Consider the following 20,150-nt stretch of genomic DNA (forward strand, 5'->3'; position numbering starts at 1 on the left):
CCGCACCCCGCCGGCCCTCGTCCCGCCGGTCCGTGCCCGCTCAGCCGCCGTCCAGGCGGAACTCGCACCACACCGCCTTGCCGCCGCCGCGCGCCTCCACGCCCCAGTCGTCGGCCAGCATGTCCACCAGTAGCAGGCCCCGCCCGGACACCCCCTCCTCGCCCGCGTCCCGGCGCCGGGGCAGCGCGCTGGAGGAGTCCTCCACCTCGATCCGCAGCCGGTGCCCGGCGCCGACGAGGGACCGCAGGGTGACGATCGCCGCGCTCTCGGTGTGCACCAGGACATTGGTCATCAGCTCGTCGGCGGCCAGCTCGATCTCGTCGGCGCGCTCGCCCGCGCCCCACGCCCGCACCGCCGCCCCGATCATGTGCCGGGCCTGGGTGAGGGCCTCCGGATCGCCGGGCGCCACATGCTGCTGGAGCCGGCCGCAGGCCCGCGCGGTCTCCGGCTCCCGGCGGCGCAGCAGGAGCAGGGCCACGTCGTCCTCACCGCCGCGTTCCTCGGCCATCCGGATCAGCCGGTCGGCGAGGTCGTCCACGTCCTCGGGGGCGCCGCAGACCTGGTCCGCGAGACCGCGCATGCCGTCGTCCAGGTCGGCGCCGGGCTGCTCGACCAGGCCGTCGGTGCACAGCAACAGGGTGTCGCCCGGATCGAGTTCGAGGGTGGAGACGGGATACTCCAGGTCGCCGAACTCGGCCGAGAGCCCGAGCGGCAGCCCGCCCTCCACCTGGACGCGCCGGCAGCCGCCGGGCTCGCGCAGCAGCGGGTCGATGTGTCCGGCGCGCACCATCTGCACCACGCCCGTGGACAGGTCGGCCTCGGCGTACAGGCACGTGGCGAAGCGGTCGGTGTCCAGTTCGTGCAGGAAGACCGAGGCGCGGGCCATCACGGCGGCCGGGGTGTGCCCCTCGGCGGCGTAGGCGCGCAGCACGATCCGCAGCTGGCCCATCACGGCCGCCGCGTGGGTGTCATGGCCCTGGACGTCGCCGATCACCGCGCCGACCCGGCCGCCGGGCAGCGGGATCACGTCGTACCAGTCGCCGCCGATGTCCCGGCCGAGCGCGGCCGAACGGTAGCGCACGGCGATGTCGGCGCCCGGCACGCTGGGGATGGTGCGCGGCAGCATGGCCTGCTGGAGGCCCTGGGCCAGGTCCTTCTGCTGCTCGTAGAACATGGCCCGCTGGAGGCTCTGGGCGATGCTGCCGCCGAGCGCGACGAGGACGCCGCGCTCCTCGTCGGAGAAGCCGCGCCGGTCGCTGTAGAGCAGACCCATCGCGCCGATCGGGCGGGCCTGGGCGATCAGCGGCAGATAGGCGGCCGAGGCGATGTCCAGATGGGTGATCTGCGCCCACAGGAGTGGATACTCCTCGGCGAACTCCTCCGGCGTCTCCACGAACCTGGGGCTCAGCGTCCGCACGACCTCGCTCATGGGGTACGGCTCGTCGATCCGGTTCACCTGGCTGGCGGGCACGAAGCTGCCGGGCGGCGCCTCCGCGACGAGCCGGATCCGGCCGGCCTCCACCAGGGCCATCACGAAGCTGGCCGCGCCCAGGCGGCGGATGCCGTGGGTGTCCTTGAGCACGTCGATGACGTCCTGCACGGTGCGGGCGTGGGCGAGGGCCGCGGAGACGACCTGGACGATGTTGGTCTGCTGCCTGAAGGCCAGCTCCTGCGCCGCGCGCATGCTGCGGGAGGTGCTGTCGGCGAGTTCCTCGGTGGCGTCGCGCACGATGCCGACGACCCGGCGGGGCCGGCCGGAGTCGTCGCGGCGGATGTAGCCCTGGGTGTGGGTCCAGCGGGGGGTGCCGTCGCGGCAGCGGATGCGGAAGTAGGCGCCGTAGTTCTCGCCGCCCTCCTTGATGACCTGGGCCACCAGCGCGTCGAGCCGGGCCGCCTCGTTCCGGGGCACCCGCAGAACCAGGGATTCGGGGCGTCCGTCGAACTCCTCGGGCAGCAGGTCGAACACCTTGTGCGCCTGGGCGTCCATGTGGAACAGGCCCTTGTCCAGGTCCCAGTCGAAGGTGCCCATGTGGTTGAGCGCCAGGATCGGGTCCGGGTGGGCGGGCCAGTCCTCCGGGAGTGACAGGGCACTCGCTCCCCGATCAGCCATGGAGCCACCTTGCCAGGATTCGCCGGATTCTTCGACCGGTCGGGGCCACGGCCCGCCCCCGGTCAGCCGCCGAGCACGTCGGCGGGGGCGGGCGCGGCTTGCTCGGCGGTACGGCGGGCCGCGGGGGTGGCGGGGGTGTCCGTGACGTCGGGCGCGCCGATCTCGTCGGGCGTCTGGGGAGCGGGCGGAGCGACGAGCAGGGGCGGGTCCCAGAGAGAGGCGTCGGGGAGCTGGGCGAGGGGGTCATGGAGAACGGGGGTGGGCGTGGGCGTGGCCGGTGGGGTGGAGACGTCCGGCGGGAGGGCGGTGGCGGGGAGCACGGCGGGGGTTGTGGGGGTGGCCGTGCCCCGGCCAGGGGCCGCGGATGTGACGCGCGCCTCGGCCGTCCGGGTGCTGTGGGCGGTCGTGGCCGGAGCGCTGGACACGGCGGCCGTCCGGGTGCCGCGAGTGGCCGCGCGGGGCATGCCGGACGCCTCGGCCGTCCGGGTCCCCACACCAGCCGCACGCGGAGAGGCGGACACCGGAGCCGTCCGGGAAACGTGGGCGGTCGTACCCGGAGTGCTGGATGCGGCGGCCACCCCGGTACGACCGCCGCCCGTGCCGGAAGGCGCGGACGCGGCGGGCGCCCGAGTGCCCTTCCCGGTCGTACCTGACGTCACGGACGCCCCAACTCTCCGGGGCCCGCCCCCGCCCGTGCCCGGAGTCGCGGACGCGGCGGGCACCCGGCTGCCCCCGCCGGAGGCGCCCGGAGTGGCAGACGCGGCGGACGCCCGACCGCCCTCGCCGGTCGTGCCCGGAATGGTGGGCCGATCGGCGGCCCGGTTCCCGCTCCCGGTCGCAGCGCCGGGCGCAGCGGTCCCCCGTCCGTCCGGCCCGTGTCCCCCGTCTCCAGCGGTCGCGGCAGGGCGCGGGCCGGTGTCCGGTCTGTCCCCGGTGTGGGTGGTCGTGGCCCGGTTCGCGGCCCTCGGGCTGCGCTCCCGCTGTCCCTTGCCGCTCCCGTCCGCACGGTCCCCGTGTCCCGCGTCGCGCCCGTCATCGCGCCCTCGCCGCGGTGCCACCCGCCCGGTGTCGATGAGCGCTCCCCCGATCTCGCCCGTCGCCGTACTCGACCGGCTTGCCCGTGGGCTGGGGCCCCCGGTGTCCGGCTGGGGCGAGGAGGGCAGGCCGGTGTGTCCCGGATCGGGGGGCGAGGTGGCGGAGACGGGCGGCGGGGCCACGAGACGGTCGCGGCGGACGTCGGGCCCGGTCCGGCGCTGGATCCAGGTGTTCGTCCCGGCGTCCAGCAGAGTGAGGCTGGACATCGCCCGCGGCGCCGGGGTCACCACGATGACCTGCGCCGGCCGGTAGCCCGACCAGCCGGTACCGCGCGCGCCGACCCCGCCGCGGGCCTCCTCGGGCGGTCGCAGCGGGTTGCCGCAGGCGCACCGCACCCGCGGCAGGCCCCGGTCGTCGACCAGCACCGCGGTGCCGGCCTGGAGCACGGCCTGGTACCCGTTCGTCCGCCCGTCGCGGTAGCCATAGGTGGTGACGCGGGTGTCGGCGCGCAGCAGGACCGGGGTCAGGGCGCGCAGATAGCCGGGCAGATCCGTACGAGGGGCACCGGCCGCATGGGCGAACGCGTCCGAGCGGGCGGGGTCCCCGGTCAGCCCGCCGATCTGCCGTTCGACATCGCACTCGGTGACGCGGACGCGACCGCTGTAGAGGCCGGGGGTGCCGCCGGACAGGACGCGGGCCGCCGACAGGGGGGCCACGGCGAGACCCGCGGGCGGCGCGCTGACGTCGGCGGTGCGCACGGTGGCGGACGGCCGGGGCGTGCCGAGGCCCGTACGGCCGGTCGCCGTGGAGGCGGTGAAGGGGCTGGGCCCCTGTTCGGCGGCGGGCTGGAGGAAGACCTCCTCGCCCAGTTGAGCCTCTTTGACGGCGGCGCCCGCACACCCGGTGAGGAGCAGCGCCACCGACAGCAGCACGCAGGCCATGACCATCGATCCGGTGGGTATGCGCACCGTGCACTCCGCATCACTGTGGGTGAGTTATCCCTATTATTTGCGTTGTCCCCGTTTCGATGGCAACTCGGGGATCGGCGCGAGGGAGACGAACGGTCGTGGACTGGTTCACCGCACCCGACTACTGGCTGAGCCGGCTGGTCCTCCAGCGGGCGCTGGCCGCCGTGTACCTCGTCGCGTTCCTCGCGGCCGCCCTCCAGTTCCGGGCGCTGCTGGGCGAGCGCGGCATGCTGCCGATCCCGCGTCACGTGGCACGGGTCCGCTTCCGACGGGCGCCGAGCCTGTTCCAGCTGCACTACTCCGACCGGTTCTTTTCGGCCATGGCGTGGACCGGGTGCGCGGTCTCGGTGGCGCTGCTCGCCGGGGCGGACGCGCTGCTGCCGCTGTGGGCGGCGATCGTGCTGTGGCTGGTGCCGTGGGCGCTGTACCTGTCGATCGTGAACGTGGGCCAGACCTGGTACGCGTTCGGCTGGGAGTCGCTGCTGCTGGAGACCGGTTTCCTCGCCGCCTTCCTCGGCAACGACGAGGTGGCGCCGCCGGTGCTGGTGCTGTTCCTGCTGCGCTGGATCCTGTTCCGGGTGGAGTTCGGCGCCGGGCTGATCAAGCTGCGCGGCGACGCGTGCTGGCGCAAGCTGACCTGCCTCTACTACCACCACGAGACCCAGCCGATGCCGGGACCGCTGAGCTGGTTCTTCCACCATCTGCCCAAGCCGCTGCACCGGGTGGAGGTCGCCGCCAACCATGTCACCCAACTCGTGGTGCCGTTCCTGCTGTTCACGCCGCAGCCGATCGCCTCGGCGGCCGCCGCGCTGATGATCGTGACCCAGCTGTGGCTGGTGCTCTCCGGCAACTTCTCCTGGCTGAACTGGATCACCATCGTGCTGGCGGTCTCCGCGCTGCGGCTCCCGGCGACGGCACCCGCCCTGCCGTCGGCGCCCCTGTGGTACGAGATCGTGGTGTCGGTGCTGGCCGCGCTGCTGCTGTTCCTCAGCTACCACCCGGTGGTGAACATGGTCTCCCGGCGCCAGGTGATGAACCGCTCCTTCGACCCGCTCCACCTGGTCAACACCTACGGCGCGTTCGGCAGTGTCAGCCGGGTGCGCTACGAGGTGGTCGTGGAGGGCACCCTGGACGAGGTGGCGCGGGAGGACTCGGACTGGCGGGAGTACGAATTCAAGGGCAAGCCCGGCCAACTGCGCCACTGGCCGCGCCAGTTCGCGCCGTACCATCTGCGCCTGGACTGGCTGATGTGGTTCGCCGCGCTGTCACCCGCGTACGCCGGGGAGTGGTTCGGCGGCCTGGTGGAACGCCTCCTGGAGAACGACCGCGCCACCCTGCGCCTGCTGCGCCGCTCCCCCTTCCCGCCGGACACCCCGCCCCGCTACGTCCGCGCCCGCCTCTTCCGCTACCGCTACACCAGCTGGCGGGAGTTGCGGGAGACGGGGGCGTGCTGGGAGCGGACGTTCGTGCGCGAGTACCTGCCGCCGACCCGGCTGGCCGCGACGGCGGACAGTTGAACCGCTCACCCGCCTACGTACGGTTCGGGGTTCAGGGCCTGCGCAGCCGCAGCGTCATCAGTTCGAACGGGCGCAGCCGTACGGTGATCCGCTCGTCCTCGCGGACCGGCTGCGGGGCGTCCGCGAGCGGGCGTTCCAGGAGGTCGGTCACCGTGAGGCCGCTGAACGGGAAGCCGGCCGTCAGGGTGGGCCGGGCCCGGCCGCCGTGGGCCTCGTGGAAGCGGATCACCACATCGCTGCTGCCGTCGTCGGCGAGCTTGACCGCCGTGACGACCACCGCCTCGTCGTCCACGGTGACCAGCGGGGCGATGTCGCGGGCACCGGTCGTCCGGCGTTCGGGCAGATTGATCCGCCAGCCCTCGCGGACGGCGTCGGCGATCTTCGCGCCGGGAACGAGGGCGTGCCGGAAGCGGTGGACGCCCTGGTCGGTCGCCGGGTCGGGGAAGCGCGGGGCGCGCAGCAGGGAGGCGCGGACCGTGGTGGTCGTACCCCGGTCGCCGTCGGTCCGTACGGTGCGGGTGACGTCGTGTCCGTACGTCGAGTCGTTGACGAGGGCCACGCCCCAGCCGGGCTCCTCCAGGTGGACGAAGCGGTGGTTGCAGGCCTCGAACTTGGCGGCCTCCCATGAGGTGTTGGTGTGCGTGGGGCGGTAAACGTGCCCGAACTGGGTCTCGGACGCGTACCGTTCGGCGTGCAGGTCGAGCGGGAAGGCCAGTTTCAGGATCTTCTCCGTCTCGTGCCAGTCCACCTCCGTGTCGATCACCAGCCGCCGCTCCCCCGGCGGCAGCGAGAACACCTGGGTGGCACGGGAGTCGCCGAAGACGCGGACGATCCGCACCGACGCGCCGTCCTCGCCGATCCCGATCTCCTCGGCGTCGGTGAGATCGGTGACGGTGTTGCGGTAGAAGGAGTCGACGTCCCACGCGTCCCACATGTTCGGCAGGTCCGGGTGGAGTTGGAGGAGGCCGGCCGCCGCGCCGGGGGCGACGGTCTCGCGGTCGGCGGCCAGGTCGCGGGCACAGACGACGAGGCCGCGGGTGTCGATCTCGATGTGCAGCAGCCCGTTGTCGATCAGGTACCCGCCCGCCGCGCGGGGTTCGGGCACCGTCCCCGCTCCCGTGGCGGGCCGGGTGCCGGCGCCGCCGGCCGGTACCCCGTCGTGCGTGTGCGGCGCCGAGTTGAACACCAGTTCCCGGTTCCCGTCTCCTGCCAGCGCCCGCTGCGCCCCGGCGATGATCGCCTCCAGTTCTCCCGCGATCCGCGCGTAGGTCGCCCGTGCCTCCCGGTGCACCCAGGCGATGGAGGAGCCGGGCAGGATGTCGTGGAACTGGTGCAGCAGGACGGTCTTCCAGATCCGGTCCAACTCCTCGTAGGGGTAGGGGTGCCCGGCGCGCACGGCCGCCGTCGCCGCCCACAGCTCGGCTTCGCGCAGCAGGTGTTCGCTGCGCCGGTTGCCCCGTTTGGTCGCGGCCTGGCTGGTGAGGGTGGCGCGGTGCAGTTCCAGGTACAACTCGCCCACCCAGACCGGTGGTTCGGGGTATTCGGCCGCCGCCTTCGCGAAGAAGGCGGCGGGGGTCTCCCAGACGACGGTGGGCGAGCCCTCCAGATCGCGCAGCCGGGCCGCCCTGCCGACCATCTCGCGGGTGGTGCCGCCGCCCCCGTCGCCGTAGCCGGTGGGCGCGAGGGAGCGCCGGGCGCGGCCCTTCTCCCGGAAAGTGCGGGCGGCGTGGGCAAGTTCGGCGCCGTGCAGGGCGCAGTTGTAGGTGTCGACGGGCGGGAAGTGGGTGAGGATCCGGGTGCCGTCGATGCCCTCCCAGTGGAAGGTGTGGTGCGGGAAGATGTTCGTCCTCGACCAGGAGATCTTCTGGGTCAGCAGCCACTCGGCGCCCGCCGCCTTGATGATCTGCGGCAGGCCGGCCGCGAAGCCGAAGGTGTCGGGCAGCCACACCTCCTCGTTCTCGATGCCGAACTCCTGGAGGAAGAACCGCTTTCCGTGCACGAACTGCCGGGCCATCGCCTCCGAGCCGGGCATGTTGGTGTCCGACTCCACCCACATCCCGCCGGCCGGCACGAACCGTCCCTTCGCCACCGCCTCGCGCACCCGGTCCCACACCTCGGGCCGGTGTTCCTTCAGCCAGGCCCACTGCTGGGCCTGGGACATGGCGAACACGAACTCCGGCTCGGTCTCGATCAGCGCGGTCATGCTGGCCGCCGTACGGGCCACCTTGCGCACCGTCTCGCGCAGCGGCCACAGCCACGCCGTGTCGATGTGCGCGTGCCCGACGGCGCTGACGCGGTGGGCGGACGGGGCGGCGGGCGCGGACAGGACGGCGGCCAGCCGGTCGCGGGCGCGGGCGGCGGTGCCGTTCACGTCCTGGAGGTCGAGGGCGTCCAGGGCCCGTTCGACGGCGCGCAGGATGTCGTACCGGCGCGCGGAGTCGGCCGGCAGCTCGGCCATCAGTTCGCCGAGCACCTCCAGGTCGAGGACCAGTTGCCAGACGGCCTCGTCGAAGACGGCGAGGTCCATGCGGGTGAGCGTGTACTGCGGCGCGCTGCCGGCGGTGTCCTTGTCGCCGAGGGGGGTGGGGCCCGGCCCGAAGACGAGCGGGTTGGCGGCGGCCTCGATGTGCAGCCGCACCTGCTCGCCGCCCGCGACGGGGGCCCCGATCCGCACCCACTGGTTGCGCGGGTTCAGGCCCTTCACCGGGGTGCCGTCGGGCCGGTAGACCAGGCCCTCGCACTGGAATCCGGGCAGGTCCTGCTCGAAGCCGAGGTCGAGCAGGGCCTCGACGGTCCGGCCCGCCCAGGCCTCGGGCACGGTCCCGGTCACCCGGAACCAGCTGGTCCCCCAGGGGGCGCCCCACCGGGTGCCCACCCCGACCGGCTCCGGCTCGGCGGCCAGCCCCTCGGCGACCGGGACCGGCTCGCCGGGCGCGTGCCACACCGCGACCTGAAGGGGAATGGACTCGGGATACACGGCGGGGCGGACGCGCTCGGCCAGGACGCGGCGCAGGCGGTCTTCCACCAGAGTGCGGTCGTCATGCATGCGGGATGCTCCCTGCTGGGTTCCGGCGTTCACGCTCACGGGGATGGTTCGTCGGGCTCGCTCTCGGACGCGCTGAGGAACGCATTCCCCTGTGCCGGCCTCCGGACCCTCGACGTACCGGACCCGACGGGGCACAGTTCTCCCTGCCCCTGTGTGTACCGGCGAGTAGCCGACGAGTGACCGAAGGAGTGCCGTGGGGAACTGGGCCGGGCGGAGCGCCGCCGAGATAGCCGCCGCCGTACGGGAGAAGCGGGTGACGCCGCGGGAGGTGGTGGCGGAGCACCTGGCGCGGATCGAGCGGTACGACGGGCGGATCGAGGCGTTCCGCACCGTACGGGCGCGGGCGGCGCTCGCCGAGGCGGACGAGGTGGGCGCGCGCGCCGAGCTGGCCGGGCTGCCGCTGGCGGGCGTGCCGGTGGCGGTGAAGGACAACCTGGCGGTGCGCGGCGAGTCTCACCGCGACGGCTCCGCCGCGACCCCGGACGCCCCGGCGGCCGAGGACCATGTCACGGTGGCGCGGCTGCGGGCGGCGGGCGCGGTGGTGGTGGGCCTGACGAACGTGCCCGAGCTGTGTGTCTTCGGCACCACCGAGGGTCCGTACGGCGCCTCGCGCAACCCCTGGGACACCATGCGCACGGCGGGCGGCTCCTCCGGCGGCAGCGCCGCCGCCGTGGCCGCGGGGTTCGTGCCGCTCGCGCTCGGCAACGACGGCATGGGCTCACTGCGCATCCCGGCGGCGAACTGCGGCCTCGTCACCCTGAAGCCGGGGTCCGGGACGGTGCCGGCGGGGATCGGCAACGGGGACTGGTTCGGCATGTCGGAGAACGGCCCGCTGGCCACCACCGTCGGGGACCTGCGGCTGATGCTGGGCGTGCTGGCCGGCCGGGGCTTTCCGGCCGCCGCGGAGTCCGCGCGGCGCACCATCGCCGTGGCCCTGCGCAATCCGCTGCCCGTGGCGGGCGTCGGCCGGCCGTACGCGGGCGCGGTCCGGCAGGCGGCGGGGGCGCTGGCGCGGGCGGGCCACCGGGTGCGCCGGGCGGAACCGCCGTACCCCCTGACGATGGGCGTGAGCGCGCTCAAGCACTGGACGGCGGGTACGGCGGTGGACGCCGAGGGCCTGGACGCGGCGCGGCTGGCCCGGCGCACCCGCGTGCACGCGGCGATCGGGCGGCGCTTCGTCGGCCCGGTGCGCACCGGCGCCGAACGGGAGCGGCTGCGCGCCCGGCTTGCCCCCTTCCTCACCGAGCACGACGTGCTGCTCACCCCGGCACTGGCCCGCCGCTCCCCCGCCGCCGGGCCCTGGCACGAACGCGGCTGGCTGCGCAACGTCCTCGCCAACGCGGCGTACTCGCCCTTCACCCCGCCCTGGAACCTGACCGGCTGGCCCGCGATGTCCGTCCCGGTCGGCACCCTCCCCTCGGGCGCCCCCGCCGCCGTACAACTGGTGGGCCGCCCCGGCACGGAGGCCGTGCTGCTGGAGCTGGCGGAGGAACTGGAGCGCGCGCTCCCCTGGCGCCGTACGGCTCCGCTGGGCTCCTGACGCACCACGGCGGTGCCCGCACCGGGCGCCGCCGTCCGACATGGCTCTCAGCCGGTGGCCGCGATGAGCCCCCGTGCCCGCGGGCGGACGCCACCTGCCCGGCGGTGGGCTCGAACGACCGGGAGTGAGGGGGTCAGTCCACGCTCGGCAGGATGTGGGGTTCGGCCAGGTCCTCCTCGTAGCCCGCGAGGCGGATGGGGGCGGACCGGGCCCACACGTCGAGGCTGCCGAGTTCTCCGGGCCGGCGGCCCGGACGGTCCAGGTTCTCTTCGGGACGTTGCTCGCGTTTCGTCTTCTCCGGTGTCACCGCGCACTCCTTATGTGTCGGGTCACCCTCGGGGCGTACCGGACAATCTGCGCTCCGGCGCTCGCCGCCCGCTCGGGTCTGGATGGAAGGCCAGTTCGGGCGCGGTGGCGCCGGTACTTCGAGTGGAGCGGGCCGATGATCGCCGGCACGCTCCCGAACGGGACGAAACGGGTGTGGGTAGGACCCCTTTTCGCTGTCCGTCCACCCCAGATTAACCAAATGAGCGGACTGCCGCTCGATAGGGAGTGCAAACAAGAAGTAACTATCGCGTTTCGATGAGCAACCCAACACCGTCCAATATGCAGCTATACATAACAAAGCGCCTCGCGGAGACGCCGGTCGACAGCTGGTCGATATCACCCGTTCGGCCTACGCCACCAGGTCACGGCACAGTTCAGACGGCCCGCCGCGCCGCGGCGGCCGGTCGCCGCCCGCCACTGCCGGCTCGACGCGGTCGAATGACCTCCGGGGCGGACCCCGCAGGTCAGTGCGCGGCGCCGGTCACCACTTGCCGGGCGCGTAGTCCTTGAGGAAGACGCCGTACACGTCGTCGCCCTCCTCGCCGCGCACGATCGGGTCGTAGACGCGGGCCGCGCCGTCGACCAGGTCGAGGGGAGCGTGGAAACCTGCCTCGGCCAGGCGCAGCTTGTCGTAGTGCGGGCGCTCGTCGGTGATCCAGCCGGTGTCCACGGAGGTCATCAGGATGCCGTCGGTGTCGAACATCTCCTGGGCGCTGGTCCGCGTCACCATGTTCATGGCCGCCTTCGCCGCGTTGGTGTTCGGGTGCCCGGCGCCCTTGTAGCCGCGGCTGAACACCCCTTCCATCGCCGAGACGTTGATGACGTACGACCGTCCGCGCGCCGCCTTGCGGGCCGCGTCGGCCATCGCCGGGCGGAGCTTGCTGATCAGGATGAACGGCGCCGTGTAGTTGCACAGCTGGGTCTCCAGCAGCTCCACCGGGGAGATCTGCTCGATGGACTGCACCCAGGTGTTGGTGTCCACGACGTCCGGGACGAGGCCGCCCGCGTCGATCGCGGTGCCGTCCAGGTGCCGGGCGACGCTGGCGTTGCCCGCGACCAGCGCGAGGTCGGCGACCTGCTGCGCGTCCAGGCCCGGCCGCGCCTCCAGAGCGCCGGCGCCGGTGGGCAGCGCGGCGATGCCGTCCACGGCACCGGAGTTGAAGGCGCCGATCACCTCGTGGACGGGCAGCTCACCGGCGGGTAGCGGGGCGCTCTCGCCCTCGACCAGCGCGGCGTACGCCGAGGGCAGCCGGCGGACCGTCTGCGTCGCGTTGTTGATCAGGATGTCCAGCGGGCCCGCCTCGGCGACCCGCTCGGCCAGGGTCACCGCCTGCGCCGGGTCGCGCAGGTCGATGCCGACGACCTCCAGGCGGTGCAGCCAGTCCGCGGAGTCCTCCATCGCCTTGAAGCGGCGGATGGCGTCCTTGGGGAACCGGGTGGTGATCGTCGTGTGCGCGCCGTCCCGCAGCAGCCGCAGCGCGATGTACATGCCGATCTTGGCGCGGCCGCCGGTGAGCAGGGCGCGCTTGCCGGTGAGGTCGGCGCGGGCGTCCCGCTTGGCGCGGTTCAGGGCGGCGCACTGGGGGCAGAGCTGGTGGTAGAAGTAGTCGACCTCGACGTAGCGGGTCTTGCAGGTGTAGCAGGAGCGCGGGCGCTGGAGTATGCCCGCGATGCGGCCGGGCTCGACCTTCGAGGAGGGCAGGATGCCCTCGGTCTCGTCGTCGATGCGCTCGGCGGAGCCGGTGGCCGTGGCCTCGGTGACCGCGCGGTCGTGCGCGGTCTTGGCGGCCCGGCGCTCCTGGCGGCGGCGCTGCTTGACCGTCCGGTAGATGTGCGAGGTGGCCCGGCGCACCCGGATCGCGTCGGGGTGGTCGACGTCGATGGTGTCGAGCTCCTCCAGCACGCTCAGGCAGACGGCCAGGCGCTCGGGGTCGATCCCCGGACCGTGGACGACCTCTTCCGCGGCCATGGGGTCGGTGGCCCTGGGGCCGTCTTCTGTCACCGTCATCGCGCTGCCGTTTCCCTGATCCCGCGCAGCGCTCCGATTCGCGCCACCTTTCGAACGCGGAATTTTACGGAGCGGCGGCCCCGGGAGCCAAACCCGAGTCGATCACGGACGGTCCGCCGCGACCCCGGACGCCCCACGGGCACCGCCAGTCCCAGGAAAACGGCTCCCGCCCGCCGCGGCGCCACCCTTCGCCGCCGTTCCCTTGGCCACCGCTCCCTTGTCCGCCGCCTCACCGGCCGCCGAGTCCCCGGCCGCGGCCTTCCTGGACGGCGTTTTCCCGGCCGCGGAGGACTCCGGGACCCGGAGCGGGTGGGCGAGGCGCGGGCCGCGCGAGGCGGCCCTGGGCACTTCCGGGCGGTCGCCGTGGTCTTCTCGGCCGCCGTAGCCTTCCCGGTCGCCGCCTTCTTCGCCGGCGTCTTGTCGGCGGCCGTCTTCCTCGCCACCGGGCGGGCGGCGGCCTCCTCGGCCCCGCCCGTCTGCTCCAGGACCGCCTGCACGGCGGCTGCCTTCCCGGCCGCGGCCTCGGGCGGCTCCCGCGCCGTGACGGTCAGCACACGCAGGCCGCCAGCAGAGCCGCCACCTCCGCCGACACCGCGTGCGCGAACCGGTCGAGGTCCGGGACCGCCGCCGCGTCCGCGACCAGGCCGTAGTGCACCCGCCCGCGGTACGTCGAGATGGCGACCGCCAGCGACTGGCCGGGCGCGAGCGGGGCCAGCGGGTAAACCTCGGCGAGCTGGTGGCCGCCGAGCCGCAGCCCCACGCCGGGCAGCGGCACGCTGGTGACCAGGATGTCGAACCACAGCCGCGCGGCCTGCCCGACGAGCGGTCCGCCGAGCCGGTGGCCGAGCGCGGGCACGTGGTCGGCGAGCAGCGCGACCGCGCCGGCGCCCCGGTCGGGGCCCGCGTCCTTGTTGCGGACCATCGCGGTGCGCACGGCGGCGAGCCGGCCGAGCGGGTCGGGCTCGTCCACGGGGAGCCGTATCAGATAACCGGAGAGCCGGTTGCCGGGTGGCTGGGCGGTGCGCGGGCGGCGCCGGGAGACGGGGATCAGGGCGCGCGGCGCCACCCCGGCGCTGCCGTCGCCGCGTTCGTCGAGCCAGCGGCGCAGCGCCCCGGCGACGACCGCGATGAGGACGTCGTTGACGGTGCCGCCGGCCGTCTTGCGCACCCGGTGCACATCGTCGATGTCCAGGACGACACCGGCGGTGCGGCGGGTGCCGCTGGGCGGGGAGGCGAGCGCGGTGCTGGGGCGCATCCGCAGGGTGGACAGGGCGAGCGAGGCGCCGATGTCCAGGGCCCGGCCCATCTCCGAGACAGCACCTTTGACCAGGCCGGGGAGCAGGCCGGGCAGCTCGCGCACGTCCGGCAGGGCGCGGCGGGGCGGCTCGGCGGGGCGCGGCGGCCGCTCGGGCATGTCCATCGGGTCGAGGACGCCCGCGGCGAGCTTGAGGGCGCGCAGCCCGTCGGCGAGGGCATGGTGGAACTTGAACAGCACGGCGAAGGAGACCCCGTCCTCGCCGGGCAGCACATGCGCCTCCCAGGGCGGCCGGCCGCGCTCCAGCGGGCGCTCCATCAGCCGTCCGGCGGCCGCGTGGAAGTCACCGGTCGGGGCGTGCAGCCGTACGTGGTTCAGGGGGTCGAAGTCCGGGTCCGCCTCGCGGGCGGCGCCGCCGAAGGCGAGCGGTCCCCAGACGTCGCGGATGCGCAGGCGGAGTCCGGGGACGGCGGCGGCGCGGGCGGCGAGCAGGTCGGCGGCGTGGGCGCCGGCGGTGGGCGAGTGCGCGGTGAAGACGCCGAGCGCGCCCAGGTGCATGGGGTGCCGGTCAGACTCGATGTTCCAGAAGGCCAGGTCGAGGGGAGCGAGCAGATCGGAGGTCACGGGCTTGCCTCGCGCGTCGGCGGAAGGGAACCTCAGTCAATCCCCGTCCGCCGATTACGGTCAAGTTCGATCGATATACGCTCAGTTAACAACGGATAAAGTCCCGCCCCGCCGAACGGGGCGGGACTCAGGAGACATCTGAGGTCACTTCAGTACCGGGGGCGCCGCCTGGGCCGACGTACCCCACCCTGACGGGCGCGGGCCGACCGTGAACGCCAGCGAGCGCAGGGAGCGCAGCGCACGCGTCGTCAGATACGTCCGCCCGTGGGCCCTGCCGTCGACGCGCACGCCCTGCACATAGCGGTCGGCGGCCGAGGTGCCCGGCGCGGTGACGGTCAGTGTGCCGCTCGGCCAGTAGCGGCGGTCCAGGGCGAGGTCGACGCGGTCGAAGACCGGCGTGGACAGGCCCCAGGTGTCGTAGCCGGGCTGGATCGGGAACAGCCCGATGGACGACAGCACGTTCCAGGCGGACATGGTGCCGAGGTCGTCGTTGCCGGTCATGCCGGTGGGGCCGTCGGTGAACAGGGTCAGGGCCGCGTGCACGACGTCGGTGGTCTTCCAGGGCTGGCCGGTGGCGAGGTAGGTGTAGGGCGCGATGAGGTCGGGCTCGTTCATCGGGTTGTAGACGGCCGCGTTGTAGTAGGCGTACGGGTCGCCGTGCACCCACACCTCGCGGGCCGTGCGGGCCGGGTCGGCGAGCAGCCGGTCGTAGGCGAAGAAGGAGTCGAGCCGGTCGTTGGCGGCGCGCTTGCCGCCGATCAGCCGGACCATGCCGGGCAGGTCCTGCGGGACCAGCCACTGGTACTGCCAGGCCGTGCCCTCGTGGAAGCCGGTGCCGAGCGCCGGGTCGGGGGAGCCGGTGAAGGCGCCGGAGAAGTCGCGCGCCCGGAAGAAGCCGGTCGAGGGGTCGAAGATGGTCCGGTAGTGGCGCGAGCGGGCCGCGTACCGGGCGGCGTCCGCGTCATGCCCGAGGCCACGGGCCATCTGGGCGAGCATCGCGTCGGCGAGGGCGTACTCCAGGGTGACCGAGGCGCCGTGGTGGTAGTCGGAGTCGCCCATCTTGGCCAGCGGCCGGTCCTTGTCGAAGGGGGCGAAGCCGTTCTTGATGTACTCGGCGTTGGCCTCCCGCCCGATGCCCGGATTGGCGGCGGGCGGCACCCCGTCCGCGTTCTTGCGCAGCGCCCGGTAGGCCCGCTCCTCGAACCCCTTCAGCAGGCCCATCTGGTAGGCGGTGGTCAGGAACGGGGTGACCGGGTCGCCGCTCATCACGTTCGTCTCGACCGGCCCGTAGCCCCACTTGGGCAGCCAGCCGCCGTCCTCGTCGATCGCCACCACCGAGCGGGCCATGTCCCGCGCCTCCCGCGGCGCGAGCAGGGCGAGCAGCTGGGCCTGGGTGCGGTAGGTGTCCCACAGCGACCAGTTCTGGTAGTACGTGAAGCCGCGCGCCCGGTGGACCCGCCGGTCCCAGCCGAAGTAGCGGCCGTCGGCGTCGCCGCCGATGTTGGGCGCGAGGTAGGACCGGTACAGCGAGGAGTAGAACGTACGGCGCAGGGTGTCGCCGCCGCCGCGCACCCGCACCGCCGCGAGGCGCGCCTCCCACCGCTCGCGGGCCGCCCGGCGCACGGCGTCGAAGGACCGGCCGCCCTCGGCCCGCAGATTGCCCGCCGCGCCGTCCGGGCCGACGTACGACAGCGCGGTGGTCGCCTCGACCGTACGGTCCCCGGTGGTGTCGAAGCGGACGTAGGCACCGCCGTGTCCGCTGCGCGAGCCCGCGGTGACGGTGGCGCCGTCCCAGGTGCCGTAGGCGGTGAAGGGCCGACTGAAACGGGTGATCGTGTAGACCGTGTACGGACCGGTGTCCCGGCAGAAGCCGTGCCCGGTGATCTCGGTGCGCACGGTGCGGTCGTCGAGGATCTCCACCTTGCTGCCGCTCGTCTTGTGCAGCGACTGGGCCGCGTTCAGCAGGACGTTGGCCCTGGTGGTGGCGGGGAAGGTGTAGCGCTGCACCCCGGTGCGGGCGGAGGCGGTCAGTTCGGCGCGGATGCCGGAGGCGAGGCCGACGCGGTAGTAGCCGGGGCTCGCCGCCTCGTCGGCGTGCGAGAACGCGGTCGCGTACGTGGCGTCGTCGGTCTGTGTGACGTCGCCGGTGGTGGGCAGCACGGGCAGGTCGCCGCCGATCCGGCAGCCCACGCCCGACAGGTGGACCAGCGAGAAGCCGCGGATCCGGCTCTGGGTGTAGTCGTAACCGGTGTTGTGCCCGGTGTCGGGCGAGAGCTGCACCATGCCGAAGGGCACGGCGGCGCCGGGGAAGGTGTTGCCGTCGTCCTGGCTCCCGATGAAGGGGTTCACCAGGTCGGTGAGGTGGCCGTCGGTCCGCTCGGTTGCTCCCGCGGCGGGGGTGGCGACCAGCGCGGACGCCGCCATCACCCAGGCCAGGCACAGCCGTGTGCGCCGGGTCCCTCTCATGTCGGATGACCTCCGGAGGTTCGACATCGTTGCCTGCATCGTGGCGGGCGGATGCCGGGAAACCGGGCATTGCGCGACGGGAGGGGGTAAGCGCGTCGCGGAGAGAGTCATTTGACGGGGCGTGAGACGGTCGGGCTCGGCGGGGCGGCATCCCGGCGCGGACGGGTCAGCAAGGGCGCCCTTCCCCCTTGCTTTGTACGGCGGTTGGGGAGCGGGGCGCGGCCGGGGGCCGGGGGAAGCAGCAGTCGCCGCACACACCGCCGCCGGGGACCCGGTAGTACAGGCAGCAACTGCGGCGGCGGAAGGCGGTGCCGGTGCGGGTGCCGGTGGCCCGCAGCAGGGGGTGGCCGAAGAGTTCACCGGTGAGCGCGCGGGTGCGGGCCACCACGTCGGTACGGCCGTGGGCGCGGGCCCAGCGCTCCAGTTCCCGTGCGGCTCCGGCGAGCGCGGAGCCCGCGTTGCCCCACAACAGCCCGGCCGCGATCCCGTAATGGTCTTGCAGGGTCTCCCCCAGGGGCTCCAGATGGCCGCCCAGCACGGCGCCGGCGAGCGCGCCCGCGTCGCCGGGCCCCGGCCGGACTTCGGTGAGCCACAGGTCGTCGGGCGCGGACGCCTCGATGTCCCAGCGCAGCAGGCTCGGGCGCAGGTCGGGCAGCCGGCCGTAGAGGACGGCGCAGCCGAGCGCGGCCGACCAGAGCCGGGCGGCCAGACCCTGCTGGGCGAGGGAGGCGGCGACGCGGGGTTCGGGGGTGCCAAGGCGGCGGGCGACGAGGGCCACGCGTGCGGTCAGGGGCCCGTCGGGGCCGTCCGGCGCGTAGGCCGCCGCGAGGGGCGGGAGCCCGGAGGGGTCCCCCTCCGGGGCCGTGCGCAGGGCGAAGAAGGGACCCGGCGGGCGCAGGGCGGCGAGTTCGGGGTCGAGGTCCACGAGGACACTCGTACCAGGCCCGTTCGCGGCCCGGACGGCCGGGGCTCCCCCTGGGGTAACCCACCTCAGGGATGATCACCGTACCGGTGTACTCCATCGGCAGTAGGACGCATTGCGTGCTCAGGGACGACGACGGAAACGGCGCGGGCGGGCAGAGTGTGGACCATGGAAGCCGACCGTAGACGGCACCGGGCCCGCGCCCTGTGCCGCACGCACAGGAGACGCCGATGAGCGTGAGAGGCCGATGAGCGGAAGACGCCGATGAGCGCCCTCGCGCTGTCCGTGCTGCTGTCGCTCGTCTCCGCGCTGGGCTACGCCGGCGGCGCGATCGTGCAGGAGCGGGTCGCCGTGTCCTCCCCCGGCAGCGCGTATCTGCCGCTGCGCAGGCCCGGTTGGTGGGGCGCACTCGCGCTCAACGGCCTCGGCGGACTGCTGCACGTCGTGGCGCTGGCCTACGGACCGCTGAGCATCGTCCAGCCGCTCGGCGCGCTGACCATCGTCTTCGCCCTGCCGCTGGCCGCGCTGTGCGTCGGCCGCCGGGCCGGGGCGACCGCCTGGCGGGGCGCCGTGATGGCCACCGTCGGGCTCGCGGGGCTGCTGTCCCTGGTCGGCTCCTCCCACGACCACGCGCTCGACGCCCCGCAGCGGCTGGCCGCCGCGGTGGTCACCGGCGGCGCGGTGGTGGCGCTGATGTGCGCGGGCCGGGCCGCCCACCGGCATCCCGCGGTGCGCAGCGTGCTGCTCGCCACGGCGTCCGGCATCGCGTTCGGCATGTCCTCGGTGTTCACCAAGTCCGCCACGGTCGGCTGGGACGGCGGCCCCGGCTCCTCCGGCGCCCTGTTCTCGCTGGCGCTGATCGCCGTCTTCTCGGTCGCCGGCGTCCTGCTCTCCCAGGCCTCCTACGGGGGCGGTGGCCTGGCCGCGCCGCTCGCCACCCTCACCGTCGTCAACCCGGTGCTGGCCGCCGCGGTCGGCATCCTCATGTTCGGCGAGACCTTCCGCCACGGCACGACGGGCACCCTGCTCGCCCTGGGCTCCGGGGTGCTGGCGGCGGGCGGGCTGATCATGCTGACGACGGAGCGGATGGAGGAGACGGGGACGGCGGCCCCGGAGCCCTCGGCCACCGGCACGGTGATCGCCTCGGTACCGCACCAGCGGGTCGACGGGGAGGACGTACGGGTCCCCGCGGACGCGGACGGACACGTTCCCGCGGAGCCGGACGAACCGCTCGGGGAACCGGACCTGCGGGAGACGATCCACCACCGGCGGCGGCCGCGGGTCAGATCCTGACGCCGTGGGCCCGCAGATAGGCGAGCGGGTCGATGTCCGTGCCGAAGCCGGGTCCCGTGCGCACCTCGAAGTGCAGATGGGGCCCGGTGACGTTGCCGGTGGCCCCGGAGCGGGCGATACGCGCGCCGGCGGGGACGTGCTGCCCGATCCGCACGGAGACGGCCGACAGGTGGCCGTACTGGGTGTAGTGCCCGTCGGCGTGCCGGAGCACCACCTGGTAGCCGTACGACCCGCCCCAGCCCGCCGCCACGACTTCCCCGGCCTCGGCCGCGTGCACGGCGGTACCGGTCGGCACGAGGAAGTCGACGCCGGTGTGGTAGCCCTTCGACCAGTAGGGGCCGGCCACGCGGTACCCGGTGCCGATGGCCGCGTGGACGGGGGCGACGAGGCCGTGAGCACTCGTTCCTGTCTTGGCGCTCTTGGCGCTCTTGGCGTTCTTGGCGTTCTTGGCGTTCTTCGTGCGCATGGTGCTCTTGGTCTGGTGGTGGACCTTCGGCTTCGCCGGGTGCGAAGTCGGCTTGTTCTTCGCGGAGTTGGCGGGTCCGGCGGGCGTCTTCGCGGAGTGCAGGGCGAGCCGCTCGCCCGGCAGGATCAGGTCGGGGTCGTCGCCGACGGTGGCACGGTTGCCCGCGTAGAGCGCGTGCCAGCCGCCCCGGACGTGGTGCTCGCCGGCGATGCCCGAGAGAGTGTCGCCGTGGACCACCGTGTACATCGTGGTACGGCCGGCCCGTGACTGGGGAGTGGCCCCCGGTCGCACGTCACGGGCGGCGGCGTCGAGCGCCTTTCCGGGAACGGCGTCGTGGGTGCCGTCCCGGGAACCCGCGTGGGAAGCGGTCTCGGCGCCGGTACCGGTGTGGGCGGCCGCCCCGGTGGCCGTCCCCGCGGCGATCAGCGGGAGCGCGAGGCCCGCGCCGCCGGCCGTGACCGTGAGCGAGGCGCGGTTGATCCTGTTCGGCTGATACCGGCGGTGCCGGCCGCTTAGGGCCATGCGCGAGGTCCCCTCATGCGTCAGGAGGGGCAAAACTATGCGCCGCGAACA

Annotated in this window: 12 protein-coding genes; 3 read left to right on the top strand and 9 right to left on the bottom strand. The window is 73.9% G+C overall.

What is annotated here, in order from left to right:
- Positions 1 to 40 precede the first annotated feature (40 nt).
- Both ACE4Q9_RS03710 and ACE4Q9_RS03715 read right to left on the bottom strand, forming a co-directional pair.
- Positions 41 to 2,110: a SpoIIE family protein phosphatase gene (locus tag ACE4Q9_RS03710; RefSeq protein ID WP_397982774.1), complete on the bottom strand. Its 2,070-nt coding sequence runs from the start codon at positions 2,108 to 2,110 to the stop codon at positions 41 to 43.
- Positions 2,111 to 2,172: 62 nt separating this feature from the next.
- Positions 2,173 to 4,113: a DUF6777 domain-containing protein gene (locus tag ACE4Q9_RS03715; protein ID WP_397982775.1), complete on the bottom strand. Its 1,941-nt coding sequence runs from the start codon at positions 4,111 to 4,113 to the stop codon at positions 2,173 to 2,175.
- Positions 4,114 to 4,211: 98 nt separating this feature from the next.
- On the opposite strand from ACE4Q9_RS03715, the gene ACE4Q9_RS03720 reads away from it, so the two are divergent.
- The gene (locus ACE4Q9_RS03720) at positions 4,212 to 5,630 is read left to right on the top strand and encodes a lipase maturation factor family protein (protein WP_397982776.1); all 1,419 of its coding nucleotides are present in this window, start codon (positions 4,212 to 4,214) and stop codon (positions 5,628 to 5,630) included.
- 31 nt (positions 5,631 to 5,661) lie between these two features.
- Here the strand turns inward: ACE4Q9_RS03720 and ACE4Q9_RS03725 are convergent, their stop codons facing one another.
- Entirely contained in the window at positions 5,662 to 8,676 is a 3,015-nt protein-coding gene (locus tag ACE4Q9_RS03725; protein ID WP_397982777.1) for an alpha-mannosidase, read from the bottom strand.
- 193 nt (positions 8,677 to 8,869) lie between these two features.
- Here ACE4Q9_RS03725 and ACE4Q9_RS03730 point away from each other — a divergent pair, with 193 nt between their 5' ends.
- Complete coding sequence (locus tag ACE4Q9_RS03730; RefSeq protein WP_397982778.1) at positions 8,870 to 10,216, top strand: amidase; 1,347 nt, start codon at positions 8,870 to 8,872, stop codon at positions 10,214 to 10,216.
- Between the two features lie 133 nt (positions 10,217 to 10,349).
- Here ACE4Q9_RS03730 and ACE4Q9_RS03735 read toward each other — a convergent pair whose 3' ends face one another.
- The 5 genes from ACE4Q9_RS03735 to ACE4Q9_RS03755 form a co-directional block, all read right to left on the bottom strand.
- Positions 10,350 to 10,523: a hypothetical protein gene (locus ACE4Q9_RS03735; protein ID WP_397982779.1), complete on the bottom strand. Its 174-nt coding sequence runs from the start codon at positions 10,521 to 10,523 to the stop codon at positions 10,350 to 10,352.
- A 501-nt stretch (positions 10,524 to 11,024) separates the two neighbouring features.
- Positions 11,025 to 12,551, bottom strand: a complete 1,527-nt coding sequence (locus ACE4Q9_RS03740; RefSeq protein ID WP_397982780.1) for an SDR family NAD(P)-dependent oxidoreductase — start codon at positions 12,549 to 12,551, stop codon at positions 11,025 to 11,027.
- 547 nt (positions 12,552 to 13,098) lie between these two features.
- On the bottom strand, positions 13,099 to 14,430 hold the full coding sequence (locus ACE4Q9_RS03745) for a wax ester/triacylglycerol synthase family O-acyltransferase (protein ID WP_397982781.1): 1,332 nt from the start codon (positions 14,428 to 14,430) through the stop codon (positions 13,099 to 13,101).
- A 144-nt stretch (positions 14,431 to 14,574) separates the two neighbouring features.
- Positions 14,575 to 16,896, bottom strand: a complete 2,322-nt coding sequence (locus ACE4Q9_RS03750) for a GH92 family glycosyl hydrolase (RefSeq protein ID WP_397982782.1) — start codon at positions 16,894 to 16,896, stop codon at positions 14,575 to 14,577.
- A 166-nt stretch (positions 16,897 to 17,062) separates the two neighbouring features.
- Positions 17,063 to 17,821: a (2Fe-2S)-binding protein gene (locus ACE4Q9_RS03755; RefSeq protein ID WP_397982783.1), complete on the bottom strand. Its 759-nt coding sequence runs from the start codon at positions 17,819 to 17,821 to the stop codon at positions 17,063 to 17,065.
- A gap of 261 nt (positions 17,822 to 18,082) precedes the next feature.
- Between ACE4Q9_RS03755 and ACE4Q9_RS03760 the strand changes: the two genes are divergently transcribed.
- Positions 18,083 to 19,111: a DMT family transporter gene (locus tag ACE4Q9_RS03760; RefSeq protein ID WP_397982784.1), complete on the top strand. Its 1,029-nt coding sequence runs from the start codon at positions 18,083 to 18,085 to the stop codon at positions 19,109 to 19,111.
- On the opposite strand, the gene ACE4Q9_RS03765 is transcribed toward ACE4Q9_RS03760, so the two are convergent.
- Positions 19,101 to 20,099, bottom strand: coding sequence for a peptidoglycan DD-metalloendopeptidase family protein (locus ACE4Q9_RS03765; RefSeq protein WP_397982785.1), 999 nt, complete (start codon positions 20,097 to 20,099; stop codon positions 19,101 to 19,103). The two genes, ACE4Q9_RS03760 and ACE4Q9_RS03765, sit on opposite strands and share 11 nt — an antisense overlap.
- Positions 20,100 to 20,150: the final 51 nt, after the last annotated feature.

This window comes from Streptomyces sp. AM6-12 (genome assembly GCF_044327085.1).
In the GTDB taxonomy this organism is placed as follows: domain Bacteria; phylum Actinomycetota; class Actinomycetes; order Streptomycetales; family Streptomycetaceae; genus Streptomyces.

Bases quoted from the DNA above. Each gene is read 5' to 3' on its own strand.
- ACE4Q9_RS03740 (WP_397982780.1), bottom strand. From the start codon at position 12,551: ATGACGGTGACAGAAGACGGCCCCAGGGCCACCGACCCCATGGCCGCG.
- ACE4Q9_RS03710 (WP_397982774.1), bottom strand. From the start codon at position 2,110: ATGGCTGATCGGGGAGCGAGTGCCCTGTCACTCCCGGAGGACTGGCCC.
- ACE4Q9_RS03750 (WP_397982782.1), bottom strand. From the start codon at position 16,896: ATGAGAGGGACCCGGCGCACACGGCTGTGCCTGGCCTGGGTGATGGCG.
- ACE4Q9_RS03765 (WP_397982785.1), bottom strand. From the start codon at position 20,099: ATGGCCCTAAGCGGCCGGCACCGCCGGTATCAGCCGAACAGGATCAAC.
- ACE4Q9_RS03725 (WP_397982777.1), bottom strand. From the start codon at position 8,676: ATGCATGACGACCGCACTCTGGTGGAAGACCGCCTGCGCCGCGTCCTG.
- ACE4Q9_RS03760 (WP_397982784.1), top strand. From the start codon at position 18,083: ATGAGCGCCCTCGCGCTGTCCGTGCTGCTGTCGCTCGTCTCCGCGCTG.